Genomic DNA, 24,812 nt, shown 5'->3' on the forward strand with positions numbered 1-24,812 from the left:
TCAGTTTTTCTCTTCCTTCTTCACCACCTCAATGCCCAGCTCAGCCAGTGCGGCCGGGTTGGCAAAGCTTGGCGCTTCGGTCATCAGACACGCTGCGGCAGTGGTTTTCGGGAAGGCGATAACATCACGGATGTTATCGGTGCCGGTCAGCAGCATGGTCAGACGGTCAAGACCAAAGGCCAGACCCGCGTGCGGAGGCGTACCGTATTTCAGCGCGTCCAGCAGGAAGCCGAATTTCTCGCGCTGCTCCTGCTCGTTGATGCCCAGGATGCCGAACACGGTCTGCTGCATTTCACCGCTGTGAATACGCACGGAACCGCCGCCCACTTCGTAGCCGTTAATGACCATATCGTAGGCGTTGGCGACGGCCTCTTCCGGTGCCGCTTTCAGCTCTGCCGCCGTCATCTCTTTTGGCGAGGTGAACGGGTGGTGCATCGCGGTCAGGCCGCCTTCACCGTCGTCTTCAAACATTGGGAAGTCGATAACCCACAGCGGCGCCCATTTGCTCTCGTCGGTCAGGTTCAGGTCTTTGCCGAGCTTCAGACGCAGCGCGCCCATCGCATCCGCAACAACTTTCTTGTTATCTGCGCCGAAGAAGATCATGTCGCCGTCCTGCGCGCCGGTGCGCTCAAGGATCGCTTCCACGATGTCCGCGTTCAGGAATTTCGCGACCGGGCTGGTGATACCTTCCAGACCTTTCGCACGCTCGGTCACTTTAATATAGGCCAGACCTTTAGCGCCGTAGATCTTGATGAAGTTGCCGTAATCGTCGATCTGCTTACGGCTCAGTGCTGCACCACCCGGTACGCGCAGGGCCGCCACGCGACCTTTCGGATCGTTAGCCGGGCCGGAGAAGACGGCAAACTCAACGGCTTTCACCAGGTCTGCAACGTCCACCAGCTCCATCGGGTTACGCAGGTCTGGTTTGTCAGAGCCATAACGACGCTCGGCTTCCGCGAAGGTCATGATTGGGAAATCGCCCAGCTCAACGCCTTTAACGTCGTTCCACAAGCTACGCACCAGGGCTTCCATCACTTCACGCACCTGCTCAGCGGTCATGAAGGAGGTTTCCACATCGATCTGGGTAAATTCAGGCTGGCGGTCAGCACGCAGGTCTTCGTCGCGGAAGCATTTCACGATCTGATAGTAGCGATCGAAGCCGGACATCATCAGCAGCTGTTTGAACAGCTGTGGAGACTGCGGCAGCGCGTAGAATTTGCCTTTATGAACGCGGGATGGGACCAGGTAATCGCGCGCGCCTTCCGGCGTGGCTTTGGTCAGCATCGGGGTTTCGATATCAAGGAAACCGTGGTCATCCATAAAGCGACGCACCAGGCTGGTGATTTTCGCACGGGTTTTCAGGCGCTGAGCCATTTCCGGGCGACGCAGATCCAGGTAGCGGTATTTCAGACGCGCTTCTTCAGTGTTGACGTGGTTGGAGTCCAGCGGCAGCGCTTCAGCACGGTTAATGATCGTCAGATCGGACGCCAGCACTTCAATGGCACCCGTCGCCATGTCGGCGTTAACGTTTTTCTCGTCACGCGCACGCACGGTGCCGGTGACCTGAATGCAGAACTCATTACGCAGCTCAGAGGCCAGCTTCAACGCATCAGCGCGATCCGGATCGAAGAACACCTGAACGATACCTTCGCGGTCGCGCATATCGATGAAGATAAGGCTACCAAGATCACGACGACGATTGACCCAACCACACAGGGTGACCTGCTGTCCGACGTGGGACTGACGCAGCTGCCCGCAATATTCTGTACGCATGAGATATCCCTTAATTAGCCGCAGGCTAAATGTCGCCTGGTATGCAGGCTACTATGTCGCAGCTTTCTGTATGTCACAACTGGATGAAAAAAGGCGGCTATTATACTGGAAATTCCGCCGGACGATAAGAGCGAACCACGGCCTGGCGGTCGTTTGCTGCACTCTTATTGCGCATTCTCACAAAAATTAACAAAATTATCCGCCCAGGAACAGGCCATCACGTCGTATGGTGTCCGGAAGTGATTCATTTAACGGGAGTAACGATGTTAACACTTGATGCCAGTAAAACCGCGCTTGTCGTGATTGATTTACAGGAAGGCATTTTGCCCTTCGCCGGCGGCCCGCATACCGCGGACGATGTAGTCAGCCGCGCCGCTCGCCTGGCGGAAACCTGTCGTGCCAGCGGTGCCCCGGTTGTCATGGTGCGCGTCGGCTGGTCTGCTGATTACGCCGAAGCGTTAAAACAGCCCGTTGATGCCCAGGCTCCTGCACGCGCCCTGCCGGAAAACTGGTGGACGTACCCGGCCTCACTGGGTAAACGCGACAGCGATATTGAAGTGACCAAACGTCAGTGGGGTGCATTCTACGGCACCGATCTTGAACTGCAGCTCCGCCGTCGCGGCATTGACACCATTATCCTGTGCGGTATTTCCACCAACATCGGCGTGGAGTCGACTGCCCGCAACGCGTGGGAGCTGGGGTTTAATCTGGTGATTGCCGAAGATGCCTGCAGCGCGGCCTCCGCGGAACAGCATCAGGGCAGCATGACCCACATCTTCCCGCGCATCGGCCGCGTGCGCAGCACGGATGAGATTGTCAGCGCGCTATGATGTATGTCGGTTTACCCCAGTGGTCGCACCCGAAATGGGTGCGCCTTGGCATCACCGGCCTTGAGGAATATGCCCGGCACTTCAACTGTGTCGAGGGTAACACCACCCTGTATGCGCTTCCGAAAGCCGAGATTGTTGCACGCTGGCGGGAACAAACGACCGACGACTTCCGCTTCTGCTTCAAGTTTCCGGCGACCATTTCTCACCAGGCCGCGCTGCGCAACTGCGGCGATTTGACCGAAGAATTTTTCGCGCGCATGTCACCGCTGGCAAACCGCATCGGCCAGTACTGGCTGCAGCTTCCGGCCGTCTTTGGCCCGCGCGACCTGCCCGCGCTGTGGACGTTTCTGGACGCCCTGCCCCGGGAGTTTACCTACGGCGTTGAAGTCAGGCATCCTGAGTTTTTTGCTAAGGGCGAAGCGGAAAAAGCGCTCAATCGCGGCCTGCTTGAGCGTTCCGTTAACCGGGTGATCCTCGACAGCCGTCCGGTGCACAGCGCTATCCCGCATAGCGAAGCCATCGTTGAAGCTCAGCGTAAAAAACCGAAAGTGCCGGTCCACGCCATCGTGACCGCACAGAACCCAATGGTCAGGTTTATCGGCAGCGATAACATGCCGCAAAACCAGGCGCTGTTCACCGTCTGGCTGGAAAAACTGGCAGCGTGGGAACACACCACTACGCCGTATCTCTTTTTGCACACGCCGGATATTGCCCAGGCCCCCGAACTGGTCGATGCTCTATGGCAGGCCTTGCAGGCTGCGGTGCCGTCCGTGGGAAGCGCCCCTTCCATCCCACAACAATCTTCTCTTTTCTGATATCACCCCCTATCATAGTGAAGTGCCATCTGCCAAAAACAGGGAGTTTGTATGGTCAGCGCGCTGTATGCGGTGTTAGGTGCATTACTGCTGATTAAGTTTTCATTTGATGTTGTGCGCCTCAGAACGCTCTACCGCGTCTCCTACGGTGACGGCGGGTTTTCAGAGCTACAAAGCGCTATCCGCATTCATGGCAACGCGGTCGAATACATCCCTGCAGCCTTAATCCTGCTGCTGTTTATGGAGATGAATGGCGCAGAAACCTGGATGGTGCACATCTGTGGCCTGCTGCTTATTGCTGGCCGCCTGATGCACTATTACGGCTTTCACCATCGCTTAATCCGCTGGCGTCGTTCCGGCATGAGTGCAACCTGGTGTTCACTTTTGCTGATGGTGCTGGCTAACCTGTGGTATATGCCGTGGGAGTTGGTTTTCTCCCTCCATTAGCGCACAATACGCCACTTTATTTTTCCCGGATTTTTACGTTATGTCAGATCGCGACACGCTTTTTTCCGCGCCTATCGCCAGCCTGGGCGACTGGACCTTCGATGAACGGGTAGCCGAAGTCTTCCCGGATATGATCCAGCGCTCTGTTCCCGGTTATTCCAATATTATCTCTATGATCGGCATGCTGGCTGAGCGCTTCGTTCAACCCGGCACGCAGGTCTATGACCTGGGCTGCTCGCTCGGCGCGGCAACGCTGTCGGTTCGTCGTAACGTTCACCACGAAGGCTGCCGCATTATTGCCGTCGATAACTCCCCGGCCATGGTTGAGCGCTGCCGTCGCCATATTGACGCGTACAAAGCTCCTGTTCCGGTAGACGTGGTGGAAGGTGATATCCGCGAGATTGAGATCAATAACGCGTCTATGGTGGTGCTGAATTTCACGCTTCAGTTCCTGGTACCGGAAGACCGCCAGCTGCTGCTGGACAAAATTTATCAGGGGCTGAATCCTGGCGGCGCGCTGGTGCTCTCTGAGAAATTCAGCTTCGAAGATGCCGAGGTTGGCGAGCTGCTGTTCAATATGCACCACGATTTCAAACGGGCGAACGGCTACAGCGAGCTGGAGATCAGCCAGAAGCGCAGCATGCTCGAAAACGTGATGCTGACGGATTCCGTAGAAACCCATAAAGCGCGTCTGAGCAAAGCCGGTTTTGAGCACAGCGAACTGTGGTTCCAGTGCTTTAACTTTGGTTCGCTGGTAGCGCTGAAAGCGGGGAAACCGGCATGATCGAGTTCAGTAACTTCTATCAGCTGATTGCCAAAAACCAGCTCTCCCACTGGCTGGAAACCTTGCCCGCGCAGATTGCCGCCTGGCAGCGGGACCAGCAGCACGGCCTGTTAAAGCAGTGGTCAAATGCAGTGGAGTTTCTGCCCGAACTGACCCCGCATCGTCTGGACCTTCTGCACAGCGTCACCGCAGAGAGTGAAGAACCGCTTCCGCCTGGGCAGATCAACCGCATCGAAACGCTGATGCGTAACCTGATGCCGTGGCGCAAAGGGCCGTTTTCACTTTACGGCGTGAACATCAATACCGAATGGCGCTCTGACTGGAAATGGGATCGCGTTCTGCCCCACCTTTCCGACCTGACCGGGCGCACCATTCTGGACGTGGGCTGCGGCAGCGGTTACCACATGTGGCGCATGATTGGCGCGGGCGCGCATCTGGCGGTAGGTATTGACCCGATGCAGCTGTTCCTGTGCCAGTTTGAAGCGGTACGTAAGCTGCTGGGTAACGATCAGCGCGCGCACCTGCTGCCGCTGGGCATTGAGCAGCTGCCAGCTCTGAAAGCGTTTGATACCGTGTTCTCCATGGGCGTGCTTTATCACCGTCGTTCCCCGCTTGAACATCTGTGGCAATTGAAAGATCAGCTGGTCAGCGGCGGCGAGCTGGTGCTCGAAACGCTGGTTATTGAAGGCGATGAACACGCCGTTCTGGTGCCGGGCGATCGCTACGCGCAGATGCGCAACGTTTACTTCATCCCTTCCGCGCTGGCGCTAAAGAACTGGCTGGAGAAATGCGGGTTTGTGGATGTGCGGATTGCCGATGTCAGCGTGACCTCAATCGAAGAGCAGCGCCGCACCGACTGGATGATCACCGAATCGCTGGAGCAATTCCTCGACCCAACCGATCACAGCAAAACCATCGAAGGCTATCCGGCCCCGATGCGTGCGGTGTTAATAGCGACTAAGCCGTAGTCTTTTAGTCGGGTGGCGGCTGCGCCTTACCCGGCCTACTCGTAGCACGTTTTCTCCGAAATAGTTCAAGTTGCAGCGAGGCAGCCAACGCAGCTGCGGCTTGAAATATGAAGGAGAAAAAAAGGCCCCTGTGTAATTGGCAGGGGCCTGGTACAAGCAAGCATCATATTGGGCGACATGATGCGCGGTAAAAATCGGTACGTTGCTACACGTGATGGCGCTCAATCAGCGACTTCATTTCCGCAACCGACTCTCCCTCTACGCCATAGCGTGAATACTCATCCGCTTCAGCATCCGTCGACATTGACAATCCTGTATTGCGATAACGCATGGGCGAAGGTATCCATTTCCCCGCGGAGCTGTGCAGCTCTTCTACCCCGGCGTTTAAAAACCGTTCCAGATTGCTGGCGCGGACTCCCGCACCCGCCATTATTATTGGAACACCAGAATGTGCTTTTAGTTCCGTAATTAATTGCAGTCCTTTTTCAGCTGACGCCTGCTGACCCGATGTCAGGATGCGCGCCACGCCAAGTTCTCCAAGCATTTCAAAGGCCTGAAGCGGATCTTTACACATATCAAATGCGCGATGAAAAGTGACGGACATCCCCTGCGCGGCGCTCATAATCTGACGCATACGCGGTATATCGATATTGCCGTCTTCATCCAGCAGCCCGGTCACCAGCCCTGAAAACCCCAGGTCCCGAACGAGGGCGATATCATCAAGCATGGCACTGAACTCGCCCGCCGTGTAACAAAAATCACCGCCGCGCGGACGAATAATTGGGTGAACGGGAATAGTGACGGCCTGACGGGCTGACTTCAACACGCCGTAAGACGGCGTCAACCCACCCTCCTTGGGCGCCGCGCACAGTTCAATGCGGTCAGCCCCGTGCTTTTGCGCGGTCACGGCACACTCCACGCTGTAACAACAAATCTCCAGCAGCGCCATTTAATCCTCCTGAAATTCCACTAAGCGAAACATCATGACACACCGTTCGTTTTCGGTCCCGGCGTGAACTCACATCTCTTATGCTTCACTGGCAACGATCTGCTCAATGGTCCACGGATGAAACTTCACCGTAACCTGTCCGTCAGTAACGGCCAGCGTCGGGTTAGGTAACCGCTCGCGCTCGCCTTTGGGAGAACTGGTCTTCACAAAAATTCCCGGCTGGCTTAAGCCTTCGTCCGCTAACAGGGCCAGCGCGCGCGCGTTTAACGTCTCCGGCTCACCCGGCAGGACAATCTCGATATGTTCCCAGCCTTCGTGCGGATAGCGTTTCTCGCCCGGCCACGGCAGTTCAACCACTCTGAACTGCCAGTGCGCCACGTTCACCGGCTCATGCAGTTTGAACAGGCAAATGGGGCGGCCATTAATGATATTCTCGGACAGTAACTCGCCGCACTGTTCGAACCCGCGACGCCAGCGCTCGGCGGTGGCATTCTGATGACAGCGCAAAGAGATATGATCGGCCTCAAGCGGCGCAATATCCAGACCCAGACGGGTGGCAAGTTCTGTGAACGCCTGGGTGAAGCGCGGTAAATCTGCGGAAATATCATGCAGTTCGTCAATGGATTGCCAGTTCGCCATAAGTCATTCTCTTTTCATGTCGCAAAGCCGCTAATTTACTCTGTTGCCCTGTTTTGACCAACCTCAGAAACCGGCTTTTTGCGACTGCATGATTATGCACACCTTCACTGCCTGGATTCTGAGCAATCTTCAGGCCCCGCACTGCTGACGTCAGAAGGCATTTGCAGTATACTCCCGCCCTAAATTCTTTAACTGGCGCGGGCGGTTGTAAGCCCGCATCAAAAACGTAAGGTATCCAGGTGAATATTCAGGCTCTTCTCTCCGAAAAAGTCAGTCAGGCACTGATTGCCGCAGGTGCCCCTGCGGATTGCGAACCGCAGGTTCGTCAGTCAGCAAAAGTACAGTTTGGCGACTATCAGGCTAATGGCGTGATGGCAGTGGCTAAAAAACTGGGCATGCCGCCGCGACAGCTCGCTGAGCAGGTACTGACGCATCTGGATCTTTCCGGCATTGCCAGCAAAACCGAAATCGCCGGTCCGGGCTTTATCAACATCTTCCTTGAGCCTGCATTCCTGGCAAGCCACGTTGACGCGGCGCTGAAATCCGATCGTCTGGGAGTGTCCCAGCCGGAAGCGCAGACCGTCGTGATCGACTATTCTGCGCCGAACGTGGCGAAAGAGATGCACGTTGGCCACCTGCGCTCCACCATCATCGGTGATGCCGCAGTGCGCACGCTCGAGTTCCTCGGTCACAAGGTGATCCGCGCGAACCACGTGGGCGACTGGGGCACCCAGTTCGGCATGCTGATCGCTTACCTGGAAAAACAGCAGCAGGAAAACGCGGGTGAAATGGCGCTGGCGGACCTGGAAGGATTCTATCGCGAAGCCAAAAAACACTACGACGAAGACGAAGCTTTTGCCGAACGTGCGCGTAGTTACGTGGTTAAACTGCAGGGAGGCGATCAATACTTCCTCGAAATGTGGCGCAAGCTGGTTGACATCACCATGTCCCAGAACCAGCTGACCTATAACCGTCTGAACGTCACCCTGACCCGCGATGACGTAATGGGTGAAAGCCTGTACAACCCAATGCTGCCCGGCATTGTGGCTGACCTGAAAGCGAAAAACCTGGCGGTGGAGAGCGAAGGCGCAACGGTTGTGTTCCTTGATGAGTACAAAAACAAGGAAGGTGAACCGATGGGCGTGATCATCCAGAAAAAGGATGGCGGCTATCTCTACACTACGACCGACATTGCCTGCGCGAAATACCGTTACGAAACGCTGCATGCCGACCGCGTGCTGTACTACATAGACTCCCGTCAGCACCAGCACCTGATGCAGGCGTGGACCATCGTGCGTAAAGCCGGTTACGTGCCGGACAGCGTTCCGCTGGAACACCACATGTTCGGCATGATGCTGGGTAAAGACGGCAAGCCGTTCAAAACCCGCGCGGGCGGAACCGTGAAACTGTCTGACCTGCTGGACGAAGCGCTGGAACGCGCCCGTCGTCTGGTGGCCGAGAAGAACCCGGACATGCCGGCCGACGAGCTGGAAAAACTGGCCAACGCCGTGGGTATCGGTGCGGTGAAATACGCGGATCTCTCCAAGAACCGTACCACCGACTATATCTTCGACTGGGATAACATGCTGGCGTTTGAAGGTAACACGGCGCCATACATGCAGTACGCCTACACCCGCGTGCTCTCGGTATTCCGTAAAGCCAGTATCGACGAAAGCGCGCTGGCGAATACCACCGTGACCATCACGGAAGATCGTGAAGCACAGCTGGCGGCGCGTCTGCTGCAGTTCGAAGAGACGCTGACGATTGTCGCGCGTGACGGCACGCCGCACGTAATGTGTGCTTACCTGTATGACCTGGCGGGTCTGTTCTCCGGCTTCTATGAGCACTGCCCTATTCTGTCTGCGGAAAACGAATCGGTTCGCAACAGCCGCCTGAAGCTGGCGCAGCTAACGGCGAAGACCCTGAAGCTGGGTCTGGATACCCTGGGTATCGAAACCGTAGAACGCATGTAATACAAAAAACCCGGCAATCGCCGGGTTTTGTTTTTGCAGTCCTGGTAATCCAACCGTCAGCGATAGTTCACGATGACGGAATTGCTCTGCACCTTCAGAGCCGGAATCAAACGTCCCCCCCCCGGTACTTCCCAGATGAAACGCAAAGGTTCAATAGCCGGTACGCCGTTGAATGCCTCCGTTGTCCCATTTTCGCCGTCGATTTCGGTACAGCGCGTCTGAGAGCAGAGGCGCACCCGCAAGCCCGCTGGCGTAGGGCCAATCAGCCGATAGTTCCAGACCACAAGGCCCATCTGACCGGAGACCTCTTCTGAAGGCGCCAGCGGGTTAGACGACATAGCAACACCGCGATTGCTGAGGGTCACCCCCATGCTGCTCGCCTGCCAGGTGCCCCCCCCGGCAGCCTGCGCCGCCAGCGGGAAGAGCAACATCCAAAGCCATTTACGCATTATTTTCCTCCAATCGTCGCGGTCATGCGGATATGACGGTTATCCGACAGCTCCAGATTCGACAGCACGACCAGCTGGTTCAGGCTACGACGCAGGAAGCGGGACAGCAGCGGACGCAGCGCGTGGTTCACCAGCAGCACCGGCGGCGCGCCGAGCATCTCCTGACGCGCCAGCGCCTCCTGCGTTTGCGCCAGCAGACGGTCCGCCAGGCCCGGCTCCAGACCGCCTCCGCCCTGCAGAGCCTGCAGCAGCAGACGCTCAAGCGGCGTATCGAGGCCGATCACCTGCACTTCCCCGGTTCCCGGGAACCACTGCTGGGTAATGGCGCGTCCCAGCGCCACGCGCACCACCGCCGTCAGCTCGTGCGGATCGCTTTGTATCGGCGCGTGTTCGGCAAGGGTTTCCAGAATGGTGCGCATATCGCGGATCGGCACCTTCTCGTCGAGCAGGTTTTGCAGCACCTTGTGCAGCGTGGTTAAGGTCAGCACGCCCGGGACCAGATCTTCCGTCAGCTTCGGCATCTCCTGCGTGACGCGGTCCAGCAGCTGCTGCGCTTCCTGACGGCCAAACAGCTCCGCCGAGAATTGCCCAATCAGGTGATTAAGATGGGTCGCCACCACGGTACTGGCTTCAACAACCGTATACCCCTGGATCTGCGCCTGCTCTTTCAGGGCGCTTTCAATCCAGATAGCGGCCAGGCCAAAGGCCGGATCGATAGTTTGCTCGCCCGGCAGCGTGCCTGCGGCGGTGCCGGGGTTAATCGCCAGCCAGCGGCCCGGATAGGCATCACCGCTGCCAATTTCGACACCTTTCATCAGGATACGATAGCGCGCGGGCGGCAGGTCCATATTGTCGCGGATGTGTACCACCGGCGGCAGGAAGCCCATATCCTGCGCGAATTTTTTACGGATACTGCGGATACGGCCGAGCAGCTCGCCGTCCTGCTGGAAATCGACCATCGGGATCAGGCGATACCCGACTTCCATTCCCAGGGAATCTTCCAGCTGAACGTCGTTCCAGGTCGCTTCGACGGCCTGGGTATTCTCCGGCATTTTGACCTGAACAGGTTCAGCTGCCGGTTTGGTTTCACGGCCACGCATCCACCACGCAAGCCCCAGCAGCCCCGCCGTAAACAGCAGGAAGACGAGGTTTGGCATCCCCGGCACCAGGCCGAGCAACCCGAGAACCGCAGCGGCCAGCAGCATCACGCGCGGGTTGCTGAACAGCTGGCCCACCATCTGCTCGCCAACGTCCTGATCGGTGCTCACGCGGGTCACAATCACACCCGCCGCAGTGGAGATAACCAGCGCCGGGATCTGCGCGACCAGACCGTCACCGATAGTCAGCAGCGTATAGCTTTCCGCCGCGTGGCCCATGTCCATCCCATGCTGCAGCACGCCCACCAGCAGGCCGCCGACCACGTTAATCACCATGATCAGAATGCCCGCGATGGCGTCACCGCGCACAAACTTACTCGCACCGTCCATGGAGCCGTAGAAGTCCGCCTCCTGCGTCACCTCCGCACGGCGTTTTTTGGCTTCATCTTCGGCGATAAGACCGGCATTCAGGTCGGCGTCGATCGCCATCTGCTTGCCCGGCATTCCGTCGAGCACAAAGCGCGCACCCACTTCCGCAATACGCCCTGCACCTTTGGTGATGACCATAAAGTTGATGATCACGAGGATGACGAACACCACGATACCGATAGCGAAATTACCGCCCACCAGAAAGTGGCCGAACGCCTCCACCACTTTACCTGCAGCTGCCGCCCCGGTGTGACCTTCCATCAGGATGATACGCGTGGACGCCACGTTCAGCGCCAGTCGCAGCAGGGTGGTAAACAGCAGAATGGTCGGGAACGCGGCGAACTCCAGAGTACGCTGGGTGAACATCGCCACCAGCAGCACCATAATGGAGAGCGCAATATTGAAAGTGAAAAGCAGATCGAGGATGAACGCCGGAAGCGGCAGTACCATCATCGACAGAATTAGCAGGATCAGAATCGGCCCGGCCAGGATCTGCCATTGGGTCGATTTCAGGTTGCCGGGCAGGCGCAACATTGCCACCAGATTAGCCATCAGTGTCCTTCTCGTTCATAAAATCCAGCGCGGCAGGCACCGGAAGGTTCTCAGGTTTCACAGGCCGTTGACCGCCGGCCAGACGCCAGCGCTTCAACTGCCATACCCAGGCCAGCACTTCCGCCACGGCGGCGTAGAGTTGTCCCGGGATCTGTTGTCCAATATCCGCATGGCGGTAAAGGGCACGCGCCAGCGGAGGGGCTTCCAGGATCGGCACGCGGTGTTCCGTGCCGATTTCCCGGATGCGCAGCGCGATCAGCCCTGCCCCTTTCGCCACCACTTTCGGCGCGCTCATTTTGTTTTCGTCATAGCGCAGGGCAACGGAATAGTGCGTCGGGTTGGTGACGATGACGTCGGCCTTCGGCACATCTTCCATCATGCGGCGACGAGCGGCAGCACGCTGCATCTGGCGGATACGCCCCTTCACGTGCGGGTCACCTTCCATCTGCTTATATTCGTCACGGATGTCCTGACGTGACATGCGCAGCTTTTTGAAGTGGGTATAAAGCTGGAAGATCACGTCAAAACCCACCATCGGGATAATGCTGAGCACCACAAGCAGTGCGCAAAGCCCGACAAGATTCAGCGCGTTGCTCATCGCGGTGAGGGGCGATTCGCTGATGAGACGCATCATTTCCGGCCAGTGGTACCAGAGGTAAAACCCCGCGGAACTGCCCATCAGCACCGATTTGAGAATGGCTTTGAGCAGCTCGGCCCCGGTCTGAGCAGAGAACATTTTCGCAATGCCCGGCAGCGGGTTCAGTTTGGAAAATTTCGGCTGCAGCGATTTGGCACTAAAAACCAGACCGCCGAGCATCACCGGCGAGACCAGCGCGACCAGCACGACCCCGGTAATCAGGGGCAACAGCGCGACCATGGCCCCTTTAATCAGTTGAATAATCTGGCTGAGGATCAGATTCGGATCGTTGACCATGCTGTGGTCAAAACGCAAGCCGGTTGACAGCATTCCCGCCAGCTTGCGGGCGAGCGACTCCCCGCCCCACCAGATAATGCACACGCCTACGATAAGGATCAGCAGGGAGGTCAATTCTCGGGATCGGGGGATTTGCCCTTCCTCACGCGCCTTTTCTAGTCGGTGGGGTGTGGGGGCTTCCGTTTTGTCGTCGTTCTCTTCTGCCACAGTGCATGCTCAGCCCATTACGTCACGGGTATCATGCCAGCGCAGCGGAAATCCAATGGCGGGAAAAGCCCGTTTATTCGGGCTCTTTTCGGTGATTTTGTCGCAAACCGCCTCAGGCGGCGTAACCTCCTGAGGCGGAAAGGACTATCAGAAGCCGAGGCTGTCCAGCAGGTCGTCTACCTGATCCTGGCTTGCCACAACGCCTGCCTTGGTGGCGTCGAGCTGTGGACCATTGAGCAGGCTTTCGTTCTCGCGTTTTGGACGGGCTGCCGGTTCCGGAATGTTCTCCAGCAGAACCATCAGCAGCTGGCGCTCAATCTCCTGGATAACATCCATCATGCGCTTGATGACCTGACCGGTCAGGTCCTGGAAATCCTGCGCCATCATAATGTCCAGTAGCTGGGCGTTGGTGAAGCTGGTGTGGCCCGGCACATCGCCAAGATACTGACGAGTATCCGTTACCAGCTCGCGGGCATCAGCCAGCTCGATAGGGTTTTCAAACCACTCGTCCCAGCGTTTGCTCAGGGCTTTCGCCCCCTTTTCCATCGCATCCTGGTGCGGCTGTGATGCTTCAACGCTGTTCAGCGCACGTTCCGCAGCCTGAGCGGTCATTTGCACGACATAGTCCAGACGATCGCGGGCATCAGGAATAGCTTCCGCCGCTTCGGCAATCGCCTGATCCAGACCCAGCTCGCGCAGGCTGTCACGCAGCATGCGCGTCAGGCTGCCGATGCGGACGATGATATCGCTCGGCGAGTGTTCTTCAACGGGTTTCATAGCAGGTTGCAACATTTCCATCACCTCACATGCCGAGTTTCTCGAAGATCTTACCGAGCTTCTCTTCCAGGGTTGCCGCGGTGAATGGCTTCACCACATAGCCGCTTGCGCCCGCCTGTGCAGCGGCAATGATGTTCTCTTTTTTCGCTTCTGCAGTGACCATCAGAACCGGCATAGAGGCCATTCCCGCATCGGCACGAATAGTTTTCAGCAGTTCCAGACCGTCCATGTTTGGCATGTTCCAGTCGGAGATAACAAAACCAAACCCGCCAGCCTGCAGTTTGTTCAGCGCATCAACGCCATCTTCTGCTTCTTCAACGTTGTTGAAGCCCAGCTCTTTCAGCAGGTTGCGTACGATGCGACGCATGGTGGAAAAGTCATCCACAACCAAAAACTTAAGCTCTTTATCCGCCATAAAATAATACTCCTGAGTCAAATACGTATTGCCTGTCCGGCACTGATTTTCGCCAGCATCTGCTGGCTTACCTGGCTAAGATCGACCACTTCGCTCACGCCACCCATATTGATGGCCTCGCGCGGCATGCCGAACACCACACAACTTGCTTCATTCTGCGCAATCGTCCAGGCGCCAGCCTGGTGCATTGCAAGCATTCCGGCGGCACCGTCGTTGCCCATCCCCGTCAGGATCACCCCTACGGCGTTGCGCCCCGCATGTTTCGCCACCGAATGAAACAGCACATCCACCGACGGACGGTGCCGGTTGACCGGCGGTCCGTCATGAATTTTGATTTGATAGTTAGCGCCGCTGCGCGCCAGCTCCATATGCTTGTCGCCCGGCGCGATATAGGCATGCCCCGGGAGCACGCGCTCGCCGTCTTCCGCCTCTTTCACGCTGATCTGGCACAGCTTGTTCAGGCGTTCGGCGAACGAACGGGTAAAGCCAGGCGGCATATGCTGAGTGATCAGAATACCCGGACTTGAAAGCGGCAATGGCTGGAGTACATGACGAATTGCCTCTGTTCCTCCGGTTGACGCCCCAATGACCAGCAGTTTTTCCGAGCTGAGTAATGGACCGGCCTTCAGGGTCGCCGGCGCGGCCATCGGCGTGTGGGCGGCAAGCTTCGCACGCGACGCGGTGCGGATCTTCTCGGCGATCATTTCGCTGTAGGCCAGCATCCCTTCACGAATGCCGAGCTGCGGCTTGGTGACAAAATCCACCGCCCCCAGCTCCAGCGCGCGCAGGGTGATTTCCGATCCTTTCCCGGTCAGGGAGGAGACCATCACCACCGGCATAGGCCGCAGCCGCATTAATTTTTCGAGGAAATCGATGCCATCCATGCGCGGCATCTCGACATCCAGCGTTAGCACATCGGGGTTATATTTTTTAATTAAATCCCGCGCTACCAGCGGATCGGGCGCGGTTGCCACCATCTCCATGTCGCTGTGGCTATTGATAATTTCAGTCATGATCTGACGCATCAGCGCTGAATCATCGACAGACAACACCCTGATTTTACTCATGCTTTTTCCTTACTCAGCGCATATACCGTTTGCCCACGCAGGCTAAACTCACGCACGAGGTTGCTGAAGTTTTCCGAGTGCCCGGCAAACAGTAAACCGTCAGGCTTGAGCAACGGAACAAACCGACGCAGAATGTCCTGTTGCGTCGTTTTATCAAAATAGATCATGACGTTACGGCAAAAAATGGCGTCGAACGGCCCCGGCACGTTGTACTGCTTATCCAGCAGGTTAACGGGCGCGAATTCGACGCAGTTCGCCAGCTCCTGGCGTACGCGCACCAGGCCTTCATGCGGGCCCGTCCCGCGCATGAAATAACGCTGCAGCTGCTGCGGCGACAGCGTTTTCAGTTCATCCTGGCGATAAACACCGTTACGCGCCTTCTCCAGCACTTCAGTATCGATATCGCTGGCGTAGACCTTCCAGCGTCCCGGCGTCATTCCCAGCGTATCGGCAAGGGTGATCGCCAGCGAGTACGGCTCTTCACCCGTCGAGGCGGCCGCACTCCAGACGCGATACTCCCCGGTGCGACGGCGCGCATGCTCGGCCAGAACCGGGAAATGGTGAGCTTCACGGAAAAACGCCGTCAGGTTGGTGGTTAACGAGTTAATAAAAGCCTGCCACTCGGCGCTGTTCTGGTTCGCCTCGAGCATGCTCAGATAGCGGCCAAAATCATCCAGCCCCAGCGTACGCAAGCGCCGCACCAGACGGTTGTAGACCATGTCCCGCTTATGATCCGCAAGCACGATCCCCGCACGCTGGTAGATTAACTGACATATCCGACGAAAATGCGCGTCGGACAGCGCGAGGCGCTGTGTCATCTGCAACAATAATGACGTTTGCCCAGGGGGCATTGGTGATGTCATAGCGCCTTCTTAATTACATTCAGGATACAACTGGCACGGCCTGCGACCGCCCGACTTCTGTTACTGCTTCAACGTGCTCTTTCACATTAAATACCGCGACCAGTCCGGTAAGACGATCCGCCTGGCTGGCCAGCTGATCGGTTGCCGCTGCCGCTTCCTCAACTAACGAGGCGTTCTGTTGCGTCACCTGATCCATCTGGCTGACCGCCTGGGCAACCTGCTCAATGCCGCGACGCTGTTCATCCGACGCCGAGGCAATTTCGCCCATAATGTCGTTAACCCGCGTCACGGAGGTGACGATCTCGTGCATGGTTTTCGCCGCCGTATCCACAAGCGTTGAGCCCTGCTGAACGCGCGAGACCGACTCTTCGATCAGGACCTTGATTTCTTTCGCCGCGTTGGCGCTGCGGCTCGCCAGGTTACGTACTTCCCCCGCCACCACCGCAAACCCGCGCCCTTGCTCACCGGCGCGCGCCGCTTCCACGGCGGCATTCAGCGCCAGAATGTTGGTCTGGAACGCGATACCGTCAATCACGCTGATGATGTCGCCAATTTTCTGCGAGCTGGTGGCAATCTCCTGCATGGTGCTGGCGACATGGGACGCCTGGTCACCGCCTTTCTTCGCCGTCATCGCCGCCTGTTTTGACAGGTCAGACGCCTGACGCGCGTTATCGGCGTTCTGGCTTACCGTTGCCGTCAGCTGCTCCATGCTGGCCGCCGTCTGCGCCAGCGAGGCCGCCTGCTGCTCGGTGCGGGACGACAGATCGTTGTTACCCGCCGCAATCTCAGAGATCCCGGAGTGCATGGCATAACTGCCCTGCCGCACGTCGCTCACCGTTTCCCGCAGCGAACCCTGCATCGCCTTCAGGCTGGCAAAGATCGCCGAAATTTCGTTCTTGCCGAACACCGCCACCGGACGCGCCAGGTCGCCTTTTGCAATACTGTCGAAATGGCTGCTGACGATCGCCAGCGGCTGCACAATCATTCTGCGCGACCAGAGCAGCGCCCCGCCGGTCAGCAACCCTGCCAGAATCACCACCACGGCGAAGATGACGCCCGACATGTGATAGCTTTGACGGCTCTGGTCACCGGCACGCTGTACAGACTGGTTAATATCCTGCTGCCAGGCGTTAAAGCTGCCGTCAAACGCTGCCTGAGACGCCTGGACCGGTGCGGTCATAAAGTCCGACAGCTGGTTGTTCTCAAGCCACGTCGCCTGGTGGTCCAGATCGCTGTACCACTGCTCAAAGTTCGTCTTCATGGCGGCCTTCAGCGCTTTCTCTTTCTCGCTGTCGGCGGCCTGCGCCGTAAAGGCTTTAAACTGTGCGTCAGCCTGTTTCAGGCTGTCGCGCGCGGTTGCCATCAGCGCTTTAATGTCATCCGGCGGATAGCTCAGCGCGGTTAAGGTTCCCGCCTTGTTCAGCGCAGTGCTTGCCTGCAACAGCACGGCACGCGTTTGTGCCAGTGCGGAGCGCTGCTGATTACTCGCCTCAACTTCCTGCAAATTCTGATAGCCATCGCGAAACGCCCAAAAAGACAACCCGTTACTGCCAACCTGCAACACACCGCAAAGGATCAGAATCAAAAACAGTGTGGTCGAGATACGAATACGATTTAACATCCACGCTCCCATCAAGCGGCAAGCAGCCGCGGTTTAATTGTCAGTCAAAATGTTTCCCAGTTTTCATCTTGTCCGGTCGTCGCGGTACGCGTACGGAGTGCAGCCTGTTCAGCGGCTGGCGCGCGGTACGTCGCCTGCGGAGTGACCGTGTTTCCAGCGAGTGAAGCGAGACGAAACGCCGAGACGGCCATCTTCAGACGGCTCGCCTGGTCTTCCAGGGCAGCGGCCGCCGCAGCGGACTCCTGCACCAGCGCGGCGTTTTGCTGTGTCACGCGATCCATTTCCGATACCGCCAGGGCAACCTGGTCGATACCACGACTCTGCTCATCAGACGCAGAGGCGATTTCCCCCATGATGTCCGTCACGCGGGTAACGGCATTCACGATGTCATTCATGGTCTCCCCGGCACTTTCCACCAGCACGGAGCCGGTATCCACGCGGGAGACAGAGTCTTCAATCAGCGACTTGATCTCTTTTGCCGCGTTGGCGCTGCGGCTGGCCAGATTGCGCACTTCCCCGGCCACCACGGCAAAACCGCGTCCCTGTTCGCCCGCTCGCGCCGCTTCCACGGCGGCGTTCAGCGCCAGAATGTTGGTCTGGAAAGCAATGCCGTCGATGACGCTGATGATGTCGGCGATTTTCTTCGAGCTGTCGGCGATTTCGTGCATGGTTTTCACTACGCCATCTACCACGCGTCCGCCGCGCTGCGCCGTCTCGGAGGCGCTTTCTGCCAGCTGAGACGCCTGGCGGGCGTTATCGGCGTTCTGCTTCACGGTCGCGGTGAGCTGCTCCATGCTGGCGGCCGTCTCTTCCAGGGCGGAAGCCTGCTGTTCGGTACGGGATGAGAGATCGTTATTCCCCATCGCAATTTCGCTGGTGCCGGTGTAGATAGCCTCCGACCCGTTACGCACGTTGGCGACGGTTTCGATTAACGAACGCTGCATATGGTCAACGCTGTTTGCCAGCTCGGTGATCTCATTGCGCCCCGAAACGGTCAGCGTTTTAGTCAGATCGCCGCCGGCAATTTCACGAATGTGGTCAATGACGCGCCCAAGAGGATTCAGCAGGATATGGCGAATGCCGTACCAGACCGCGACCAGCACGATGACCAACGCCAGCGCCATTACGGCCATCTGCCATTTCGCAAAGCGGTAGTCATTCTGACTTGCCGTAAAGGCCGAGTGATAGAGATCGCCACTGGCCTTCGCGTATTCCCCCAGCGCCGCGCCGAGTGCGTTTTGCATCCCCTGCGTCGGCTGCGCGAAATAGGCGTCCATATTTCCGCTCTCCAGGAACTGAATGAGCTCTGTCAGACCGGTATGGTAGGCATTGTATTTTTCATCGATGTTCTGGCTCACCTGCTCCATAGCAGGCTGCGGGGCGATCTTTTTGAAGGCGTCGTAATGTTTCGCGGCGTCAGCGAGGGTGGCACGGGCATTTTTCAACAGATCGGTTTTCGCGCTGCTCTGCTGATTGTTAGGGTCCATCATCATGCGCGCGGACGAGCGGCTCAGGTTGATACGCGTTTGCAGCATCAGATCCCACGTCGACGTGAGTTCACTCTGCTGCAGGCGGAGATCGTTCGAGGCCGCGAAACTGTCCTGGTTCTGTTTTAATGACGAGAAAAAAAGCCCGCCGGAGATGAGCTGAAGAAGTGCGAAAATGACCAGCACCATCATGAGCATTGTGACAACGCGGATACGGTTCAACATACAACACCTTCTCATAGATTTATTAACGGTGTTATCGGCACAGCCCACAGGAACTTTACATTTGCGAAAGGGAAAAGCGCGGGGTTAAAACGCCACGTCGACAATAAGCGTGTCGGTGTAGGTTCCGGCAGGAGGCGTGGCCTGACTGGTCAGGACTTTCGCGGTGTAGTTGTAGGTGCGCAGTAAACCGTCGGCACTTACCTGCGACGACGTCGCGCTGGACCAGCGCTCGCTGCCGCTGCCGCCCCAGCGGTTACCGGTGGCTTCCTTATAGATGTCGTAGCTCATGGCGTTACTGCCGCTCACCATGCGCCGCACGTTGTTCAGCGCGTTGGCACCGTTATTAATGCCGATGGTATACGTACTGCCTTTGGTACAGGTGACGGCAATCGCCTGCGAGACGGTAGGGAAACTTTGCACCAGCGGCGCGCTGTTGAAGTTGACGTCCGGCGTGGTCATGGCGCTGCAGTCGTTGGTGACGGTCATATCTAACAGGATGGTGGTTGTCGCGGTACCCGTCTGATTGATTGAGCAAAGGCCGAGTGCGCCCACGGAGCAGACGCTGTAGTTAACGCTGAAGGTTAACTGCACCTGATATGGCCCGGCAGTCACGTTTTGCCCGGCGACGGTGCGGAAATAAAGTGGAATGTTGTACTGCTTTGACCCCAGTAACCCCAGCAAGGTATTCCCGCTCCAGGTATACGATTTACTTATCTGTACCTCGCTGCTGCTCGCGCACCCCGATAGCCCGCACAGCCGGGTGGGGATCACGTCCGTGATGGCCGCATTATCCGTGCGTTTCATGGTGGCCCGACTGTTGCCCGAAACCGATGCCGCGGTGTAGGTCAGCGTTACCGAGTCGCTGGTCAGCAGATTCAACACGGCATCACAGGCCACCACCAGCGTGCCGGTGGTTTGAACTTCCCCGGTTCCGCTGAGCGCGAACGAAGTGACGCTGCCAAACGACGCATTAACCGTACTGACGGTACACGCCGCCCAGCCGCCGCCGGAAAAAAGCAGCAGGATCAACAGCAGCAGGCGCGTCATGGCTCCTCCCGACAAATCAGCGGCCCGTAGGTTTTTAGCTTGTGCTCCGGATTGGCCCCCACGGTCAGAGTGGCCTTGCAACGTTTACCGTCAGGTGCAATCACCTCGAGCGGGTTCACATCGCTGAGATTTTCCAGCCATGCGATGCCGTCATACCCCACCACCGCATTGCTGCGCGAGACCCGTCGCACCTGGCTTCCCACCGGCAGCGCCTGGCCGCGCGCATCATGCAAAATGACGCTTGCCACCCGCTCCTGCTCCATCGGGAAATCGACCAGATAGCCGCTGTGGCGGCGGATCGCTATCCGCCGTTCGGTCTCTTTCAGACGGGTATCCGCCGGCAAATTCAGGGTATCAATCCGGTAGCTTGCCGGATAATACGCCGACACCCCGCTGATCAGCAGGTAGCCGTTATTATTGGTTTTACCGACGGGCTGGTTCTCATAGCTGACGGGCACATCCGGATGGCCGTCGGTACTGATAACCACAAATGCATCGTTGATCTTATTCGCCGCAAACAGCTCGCCGTCCATCAGCACAATTGCGCCCATCGCCTCGCCCCACCAGGTCATGGTGTCCCTTTCGCCATAGCCGCCGCCCTGCAGCTCTATGTTGTTATTGCGCCAGCCCAGCGTAGCCTGTTGATAATCGCTGGATCTTGACTGGTTGGCCCAGGCCATGTTCCAGCTGAAACCGCCGTCAGAAGGCATAGAGTGGTTGTAGTTAATGCGCTGGGTACTGCCGGCATCCGGGGTATTTTCAACGGTGACGGCAGCGCTGTCGCGTGCCCCCAGCGGCACCTGCAGCGACAGCGCGACCGTCCAGTCTCCCCGCTGCTGGTCCCGGCTGCCGGCCAGGTAAATGCTGCTCGCCCCCCACAGGTTGCGGCTCCAGGAGAGATTGAGCAGCTCGGTTTTTTGACTGTCAAAACTCTCCACGCCGATCCAGGCCGCACCAACGTTGCCGTACTGCCCCAGATTGAAGGTCAGCGAATACTGGTCCGTATTACGGCTAAAGCTGGCGATGGGCTTATCGTTTTCGTCATACACCGTCGGCTGGTCGTAGAGGGCCAGATTGCCAAAGCCGCGGTCGCGACGCGTGTGTTGAGTGGCGACGCTAAATTCGCTGGTACTGTACTGGTAACCCCAGTTGATTTGCCCGCCCGCATCCCCGCGCATGCGGCTCTGCGAGTAAGAGGTATTTACCACGCCAAACTGGCCGAGTTTTATTACCGTTCCCGCACCACCCAGCGCCAGCTCCTGCGCCCCTTCTGCATGCCCTTCCAGCGTTAGCCAGTCCGTCACCCCGTAGCGATACGAGCCGCTGCCTGCCGCCGAGCCGTAGTCAAAATTCTTGATACCGTAATTACGCCGCAGGCTGCCGAGCGTCACGGCGCCGTCGCTCAGCCCTTGTTTAAGTAAGTCACTGGTGACGTAAAACGGGAGCGTGGTGCTTACCTGGCGTCCCAGCGCATCCGTTGTGACCAGAACCGCATCCCCGGCGCCGTTGATATAGGGTAAATTAGTCAGGGTGAAGGGGCCGGGCTGAAGCTGGGTCGAACCGGAGCGATAGCCGTTGATAAAAAGATCGACCGAGGTGGGTACCGCGGCTTCCCCTGCGAACTCGGGCAGCGGCCATGTCACCAGGTCAGGTCGCAGGGAGAAATCCCGCCCTACGCTTACGCCCCCCATCCGCACGCTGGAGCTCCAGCTCAGGGCATCGCTGATCACGTCCCCGACGCTCCAGCTCATCGCGTCATCTTCGTGAGTGAACAGCAGGGTCGTATCATAGCGGACATACCCTTCCTGCTGGCCGTCATTACCGGTGAAATTTTCCCGCGCGTAACCGGTGGAGGAAAACGAGCCGTTCTCGTTGAAGTAGCGGAACTCATGCCAGAGCGACGCCTGACCGCCGATATGTTCCGTGTGGTTAGTGTAGAGATCGTAATTCAGCAGCGCCCCGCGGCCAAAGTGCGGTTTGGCCTGCGCCGTTTGCCCACTAAAAGACGTCACGCGGGCCGTCACCCAGTCACGGGGCACGGTCAGCAGCAGGCGCTGCGCGGCGCTGTCATACTCGACCCGAACCTGAGCAAGCGAGGAGAGATTCACCTCTCCGGTGGGAACATGCGCCGGGGGCAGCCCCGCGCGCAGCAAATCGGCGCTTGAGATAAAGAAAGCGCCTTTACGCTGCGTCACGGGCACGACCAGACCGGTATCGTAGTGGTTCAGCACGAGGGCAAGCTGGAAAACCGCTTCATCATTTATCGTCTGCGCCTGGGGAGGTGGCGGCAAACTGTCGTCGCCGGGCTCGGCCAGGGTCGCGGAACTGACGCAAAGCAGTATTATCATCGCCGGCTTCAGTTGACGGGCGTCGACTGCCATTGTGCGTCCCTGGCATTAATCTGTGCGCTCATCCGCTCTGGCTGACGAACGCCAGCGGGTATGGGCCAGCTGCGGGTGCTGCCCGGGAGGACGTAACCCAGTAATCCTTCCGCTACCGTGCGTTTCTGCCCTCCCTGCTCCAGCGTCACCTGGCTCAGCCTGACATGGACATCCCCCCGATTTCTGACCTCCAGCACAGGCTGCCCCTCCGCGCGCGTCACACGCCAGCTCAGGTTTTGGGTTTCCGCCAGCGCGTGATGCGCGCCCTCTTTGATGGTTCGGATCCCCTGTCCATACACGAACAGAGGGATGGAGTAACGCATCTGCAATTTGAGGCCGATGGCGGGTTCGGCTTTTGCATCAGGCTGGGGGATTTCATCTACGATAATGCGGTAAGCCTGTTCGACGCCCGCGGGAACCGCAGCCTGTTTGATAAGGCGAATAAGCTGCTTGCTGCCTGTGCCAATCGTGACGATGGGCGGGCTGGCGACCACGTCCTGCTGAGAGGTATATCGCTCGTGTCCGTCCTCCTGCTTCCAGCGCACGATGCGGACCTGCATCGTCGTGGCGCTGTTTCCCTGGTTCTGGATCCACAGTTCAGTGGCGTTGGCGTCCGCAGCAAGCCACGGGTCGATAGGCCAGAGCAGAATGGTGGCTGCCGCCTGCGCCTGGCCGGCAACCGCCATTCCCAACGCGCCCGCCAGACAAACGGGTCTGAAAAATGGCTTCATCAACACTCTCCCTTTATTACCATGACAAGGTCACGGTGAGCTGATCGGAATAGGTTCCCGCCGGGCTAAACCCGGTCAGTAGCGCCACGCCAAAAAGCGGTAGCGCGATGTTATTGCTGTTGGTATAGGTCACCGGTATCGCCTGGTTGACGCCAATTTCACTGTTTGCGGCCAGCGAGCTGCTGCTGTAGAGCCGGTATGGCACCAGCTCTGTTCCACCGGACCGCTTCATGCGGCGAACGGATGAGTAATTCTGCCCGCCATTAATGCTCATGCTCAGCGACACGCCCGGCGTACAGGCGATAGACAACGCCCCGTTTGGCACAAAGCTGGTGCTGACCGGCGCGCTCTCAACGCCGTTATGGCTGCCAAAATCCAGCGTACCGAGAAGCCCTCCGCTACCGGTGGCCACCGCGCATCCTGGAACAATCGTCGCGCTGACCTTAAAGGACTGGGATGTCACCGCATCCGCTGCGGGCATCATGAACAATCCGGCGATCAGCGCGAAAAAAGGCTGCACGATTCCCTCTGCGCGATTGCGCAGACCAGTAAGAGTTGCCTTCATGGCGGTGCAGGACTAATAAGTGACGCTGACGTTTATCGTGTCGGTGTAGGTGCCCGGGACGACCGTCACGCTGTTACCGCCGCCGGTAATCCGTCCGTAGAGGGTGTAACTGTCCACCCCTCCGGCCGTTGAGGCGATCGGCAGCGCGGCATTATTGGCAATCACGCTGTTAAACCCGCTGTCGCTGTACAGGCTGTATGCCACACCCTGAGCCGCGTTGGCGGTGTTAACCAGATAGCGCGCAGGTGTTCCCGGGGTGCCGACAACGGTGCCGGGGGCGGTAGAGTTGGTGTTGCCGGTGATCGCCACCGTATAGCTGGCGGTTGTACATTGAATGGTGAAGGTGTTTCCGCCGCTGGCGCCGGTTAGCTGCGTGGTCAGAGTGGAAAACGTTGCGGGATGGGTGCCGAAATCCAGTGTCCCGAAGTTAATGCCGTTTTGCGTGGGCGATCCGTTTATCAGACAACCATTCGTGAGCGTCAGCGTCGCCCCGATGGTGCCGCTGCTGGTAACGGCCAGCGCCTGATGGACCGTTGTCGCAGTCAGTAAAGTGCCTGCGCAGATCAAAAGGAGTTTTCTTTTCATTTACCACCCTCCAGAAGACGTCTCCGTTCCCTTGCCACGTTTTATTTTTGTCGTTCAAGATGTTAGCCCCGCTTAATGTTCCTCTGAGGGGGTTATTGAGAATTTAGTTTACGGATATCGCTTCGACCACCTGCCCCACAACGCATAAGCCATATGTCTTATTGACTAAATTTTCACATAAATAACAGAGAGTTAAATTAAA

At 57.9% G+C, this 24,812-nt stretch carries 23 protein-coding genes; 6 read left to right on the forward strand and 17 right to left on the reverse strand.

Translation table 11 applies throughout. The features are described 5' to 3' along the window. Complete coding sequence (gene aspS, locus FOY93_RS13675) at window positions 1-1,773, reverse strand: aspartate--tRNA ligase (protein WP_111964818.1); 1,773 nt, start codon at window positions 1,771-1,773, stop codon at window positions 1-3. Between the two features lie 263 nt (window positions 1,774-2,036). Between aspS and FOY93_RS13680 the strand changes: the two genes are divergently transcribed. The 5 genes from FOY93_RS13680 to cmoB are packed head-to-tail and all read left to right on the forward strand — an operon-like array spanning window position 2,037 to window position 5,617. After that, window positions 2,037-2,603 carry a hydrolase gene (locus tag FOY93_RS13680; RefSeq protein WP_121932053.1) on the forward strand — a complete coding sequence of 189 codons (567 nt, stop codon included), beginning with the start codon at window positions 2,037-2,039 and terminating at the stop codon, window positions 2,601-2,603. Further along, on the forward strand, window positions 2,600-3,418 hold the full coding sequence (locus tag FOY93_RS13685) for a DUF72 domain-containing protein (protein ID WP_143345262.1): 819 nt from the start codon (window positions 2,600-2,602) through the stop codon (window positions 3,416-3,418). Before FOY93_RS13680 ends, FOY93_RS13685 begins: the two co-directional genes overlap by 4 nt. 51 nt (window positions 3,419-3,469) lie before the next feature. Continuing rightward, a complete protein-coding gene (locus FOY93_RS13690; RefSeq protein ID WP_021240443.1) occupies window positions 3,470-3,865 on the forward strand; it encodes an MAPEG family protein in 396 nt (131 codons plus the stop codon). A gap of 40 nt (window positions 3,866-3,905) precedes the next feature. Next, complete coding sequence (gene cmoA, locus FOY93_RS13695) at window positions 3,906-4,649, forward strand: carboxy-S-adenosyl-L-methionine synthase CmoA (RefSeq protein WP_111964821.1); 744 nt, start codon at window positions 3,906-3,908, stop codon at window positions 4,647-4,649. Then, complete coding sequence (gene cmoB / locus FOY93_RS13700) at window positions 4,646-5,617, forward strand: tRNA 5-methoxyuridine(34)/uridine 5-oxyacetic acid(34) synthase CmoB (RefSeq protein ID WP_111964822.1); 972 nt, start codon at window positions 4,646-4,648, stop codon at window positions 5,615-5,617. Before cmoA ends, cmoB begins: the two co-directional genes overlap by 4 nt. A 205-nt stretch (window positions 5,618-5,822) precedes the next feature. On the opposite strand, the gene cutC is transcribed toward cmoB, so the two are convergent. Together cutC and FOY93_RS13710 are read right to left on the reverse strand one after the other, a co-directional pair. Then, window positions 5,823-6,566: a copper homeostasis protein CutC gene (gene cutC / locus FOY93_RS13705; RefSeq protein WP_133294693.1), complete on the reverse strand. Its 744-nt coding sequence runs from the start codon at window positions 6,564-6,566 to the stop codon at window positions 5,823-5,825. Window positions 6,567-6,644: 78 nt separating this feature from the next. Next, complete coding sequence (locus tag FOY93_RS13710; RefSeq protein WP_115875694.1) at window positions 6,645-7,205, reverse strand: VOC family protein; 561 nt, start codon at window positions 7,203-7,205, stop codon at window positions 6,645-6,647. A 239-nt stretch (window positions 7,206-7,444) separates the two neighbouring features. Between FOY93_RS13710 and argS the strand changes: the two genes are divergently transcribed. Next, window positions 7,445-9,178 (forward strand): arginine--tRNA ligase, encoded by a 1,734-nt coding sequence (gene argS, locus FOY93_RS13715; RefSeq protein WP_133294694.1) that lies wholly within the window; start codon window positions 7,445-7,447, stop codon window positions 9,176-9,178. A gap of 56 nt (window positions 9,179-9,234) precedes the next feature. On the opposite strand, the gene flhE is transcribed toward argS, so the two are convergent. The 14 genes from flhE to FOY93_RS13785 form a co-directional block, all read right to left on the reverse strand. Further along, the gene (flhE, locus tag FOY93_RS13720; RefSeq protein ID WP_143345263.1) at window positions 9,235-9,627 is read right to left on the reverse strand and encodes a flagellar protein FlhE; all 393 of its coding nucleotides are present in this window, start codon (window positions 9,625-9,627) and stop codon (window positions 9,235-9,237) included. Beyond that, window positions 9,627-11,705 (reverse strand): flagellar biosynthesis protein FlhA, encoded by a 2,079-nt coding sequence (gene flhA / locus FOY93_RS13725; RefSeq protein WP_111964827.1) that lies wholly within the window; start codon window positions 11,703-11,705, stop codon window positions 9,627-9,629. Before flhA ends, flhE begins: the two co-directional genes overlap by 1 nt. Continuing rightward, window positions 11,698-12,846 carry a flagellar biosynthesis protein FlhB gene (gene flhB, locus FOY93_RS13730; protein WP_048992249.1) on the reverse strand — a complete coding sequence of 383 codons (1,149 nt, stop codon included), beginning with the start codon at window positions 12,844-12,846 and terminating at the stop codon, window positions 11,698-11,700. Before flhB ends, flhA begins: the two co-directional genes overlap by 8 nt. Before the next feature lie 147 nt (window positions 12,847-12,993). Next, window positions 12,994-13,638 (reverse strand): protein phosphatase CheZ, encoded by a 645-nt coding sequence (gene cheZ / locus FOY93_RS13735; protein WP_111964828.1) that lies wholly within the window; start codon window positions 13,636-13,638, stop codon window positions 12,994-12,996. A gap of 10 nt (window positions 13,639-13,648) precedes the next feature. After that, a complete protein-coding gene (gene cheY, locus FOY93_RS13740) occupies window positions 13,649-14,038 on the reverse strand; it encodes a chemotaxis response regulator CheY (protein ID WP_008500431.1) in 390 nt (129 codons plus the stop codon). Between the two features lie 17 nt (window positions 14,039-14,055). Beyond that, window positions 14,056-15,105 (reverse strand): protein-glutamate methylesterase/protein-glutamine glutaminase, encoded by a 1,050-nt coding sequence (locus FOY93_RS13745; RefSeq protein ID WP_008500430.1) that lies wholly within the window; start codon window positions 15,103-15,105, stop codon window positions 14,056-14,058. Then, a complete protein-coding gene (cheR, locus tag FOY93_RS13750) occupies window positions 15,102-15,968 on the reverse strand; it encodes a protein-glutamate O-methyltransferase CheR (protein ID WP_111964829.1) in 867 nt (288 codons plus the stop codon). Before cheR ends, FOY93_RS13745 begins: the two co-directional genes overlap by 4 nt. A 19-nt stretch (window positions 15,969-15,987) precedes the next feature. Then, window positions 15,988-17,589 carry a methyl-accepting chemotaxis protein IV gene (tap, locus tag FOY93_RS13755; RefSeq protein WP_143345264.1) on the reverse strand — a complete coding sequence of 534 codons (1,602 nt, stop codon included), beginning with the start codon at window positions 17,587-17,589 and terminating at the stop codon, window positions 15,988-15,990. A gap of 44 nt (window positions 17,590-17,633) precedes the next feature. Further along, on the reverse strand, window positions 17,634-19,301 hold the full coding sequence (gene tar / locus FOY93_RS13760) for a methyl-accepting chemotaxis protein II (RefSeq protein WP_133294696.1): 1,668 nt from the start codon (window positions 19,299-19,301) through the stop codon (window positions 17,634-17,636). Between the two features lie 84 nt (window positions 19,302-19,385). Further along, complete coding sequence (locus tag FOY93_RS13765) at window positions 19,386-20,348, reverse strand: Csu type fimbrial protein (RefSeq protein ID WP_143345265.1); 963 nt, start codon at window positions 20,346-20,348, stop codon at window positions 19,386-19,388. After that, on the reverse strand, window positions 20,345-22,729 hold the full coding sequence (locus FOY93_RS13770; protein WP_143345266.1) for a fimbria/pilus outer membrane usher protein: 2,385 nt from the start codon (window positions 22,727-22,729) through the stop codon (window positions 20,345-20,347). Before FOY93_RS13770 ends, FOY93_RS13765 begins: the two co-directional genes overlap by 4 nt. Then, window positions 22,705-23,460 (reverse strand): fimbrial biogenesis chaperone, encoded by a 756-nt coding sequence (locus tag FOY93_RS13775; protein ID WP_133294699.1) that lies wholly within the window; start codon window positions 23,458-23,460, stop codon window positions 22,705-22,707. The genes FOY93_RS13770 and FOY93_RS13775 overlap by 25 nt, the downstream gene beginning before the upstream one ends. A gap of 16 nt (window positions 23,461-23,476) precedes the next feature. Then, complete coding sequence (locus FOY93_RS13780) at window positions 23,477-24,025, reverse strand: Csu type fimbrial protein (protein WP_133294700.1); 549 nt, start codon at window positions 24,023-24,025, stop codon at window positions 23,477-23,479. A 12-nt stretch (window positions 24,026-24,037) separates the two neighbouring features. Beyond that, window positions 24,038-24,610 carry a Csu type fimbrial protein gene (locus FOY93_RS13785; RefSeq protein ID WP_111964835.1) on the reverse strand — a complete coding sequence of 191 codons (573 nt, stop codon included), beginning with the start codon at window positions 24,608-24,610 and terminating at the stop codon, window positions 24,038-24,040. Between the last annotated feature and the right edge of the window lie 202 nt (window positions 24,611-24,812).

Source organism: Enterobacter sp. 18A13, assembly GCF_007035975.1.
GTDB lineage: Bacteria > Pseudomonadota > Gammaproteobacteria > Enterobacterales > Enterobacteriaceae > Enterobacter > Enterobacter vonholyi.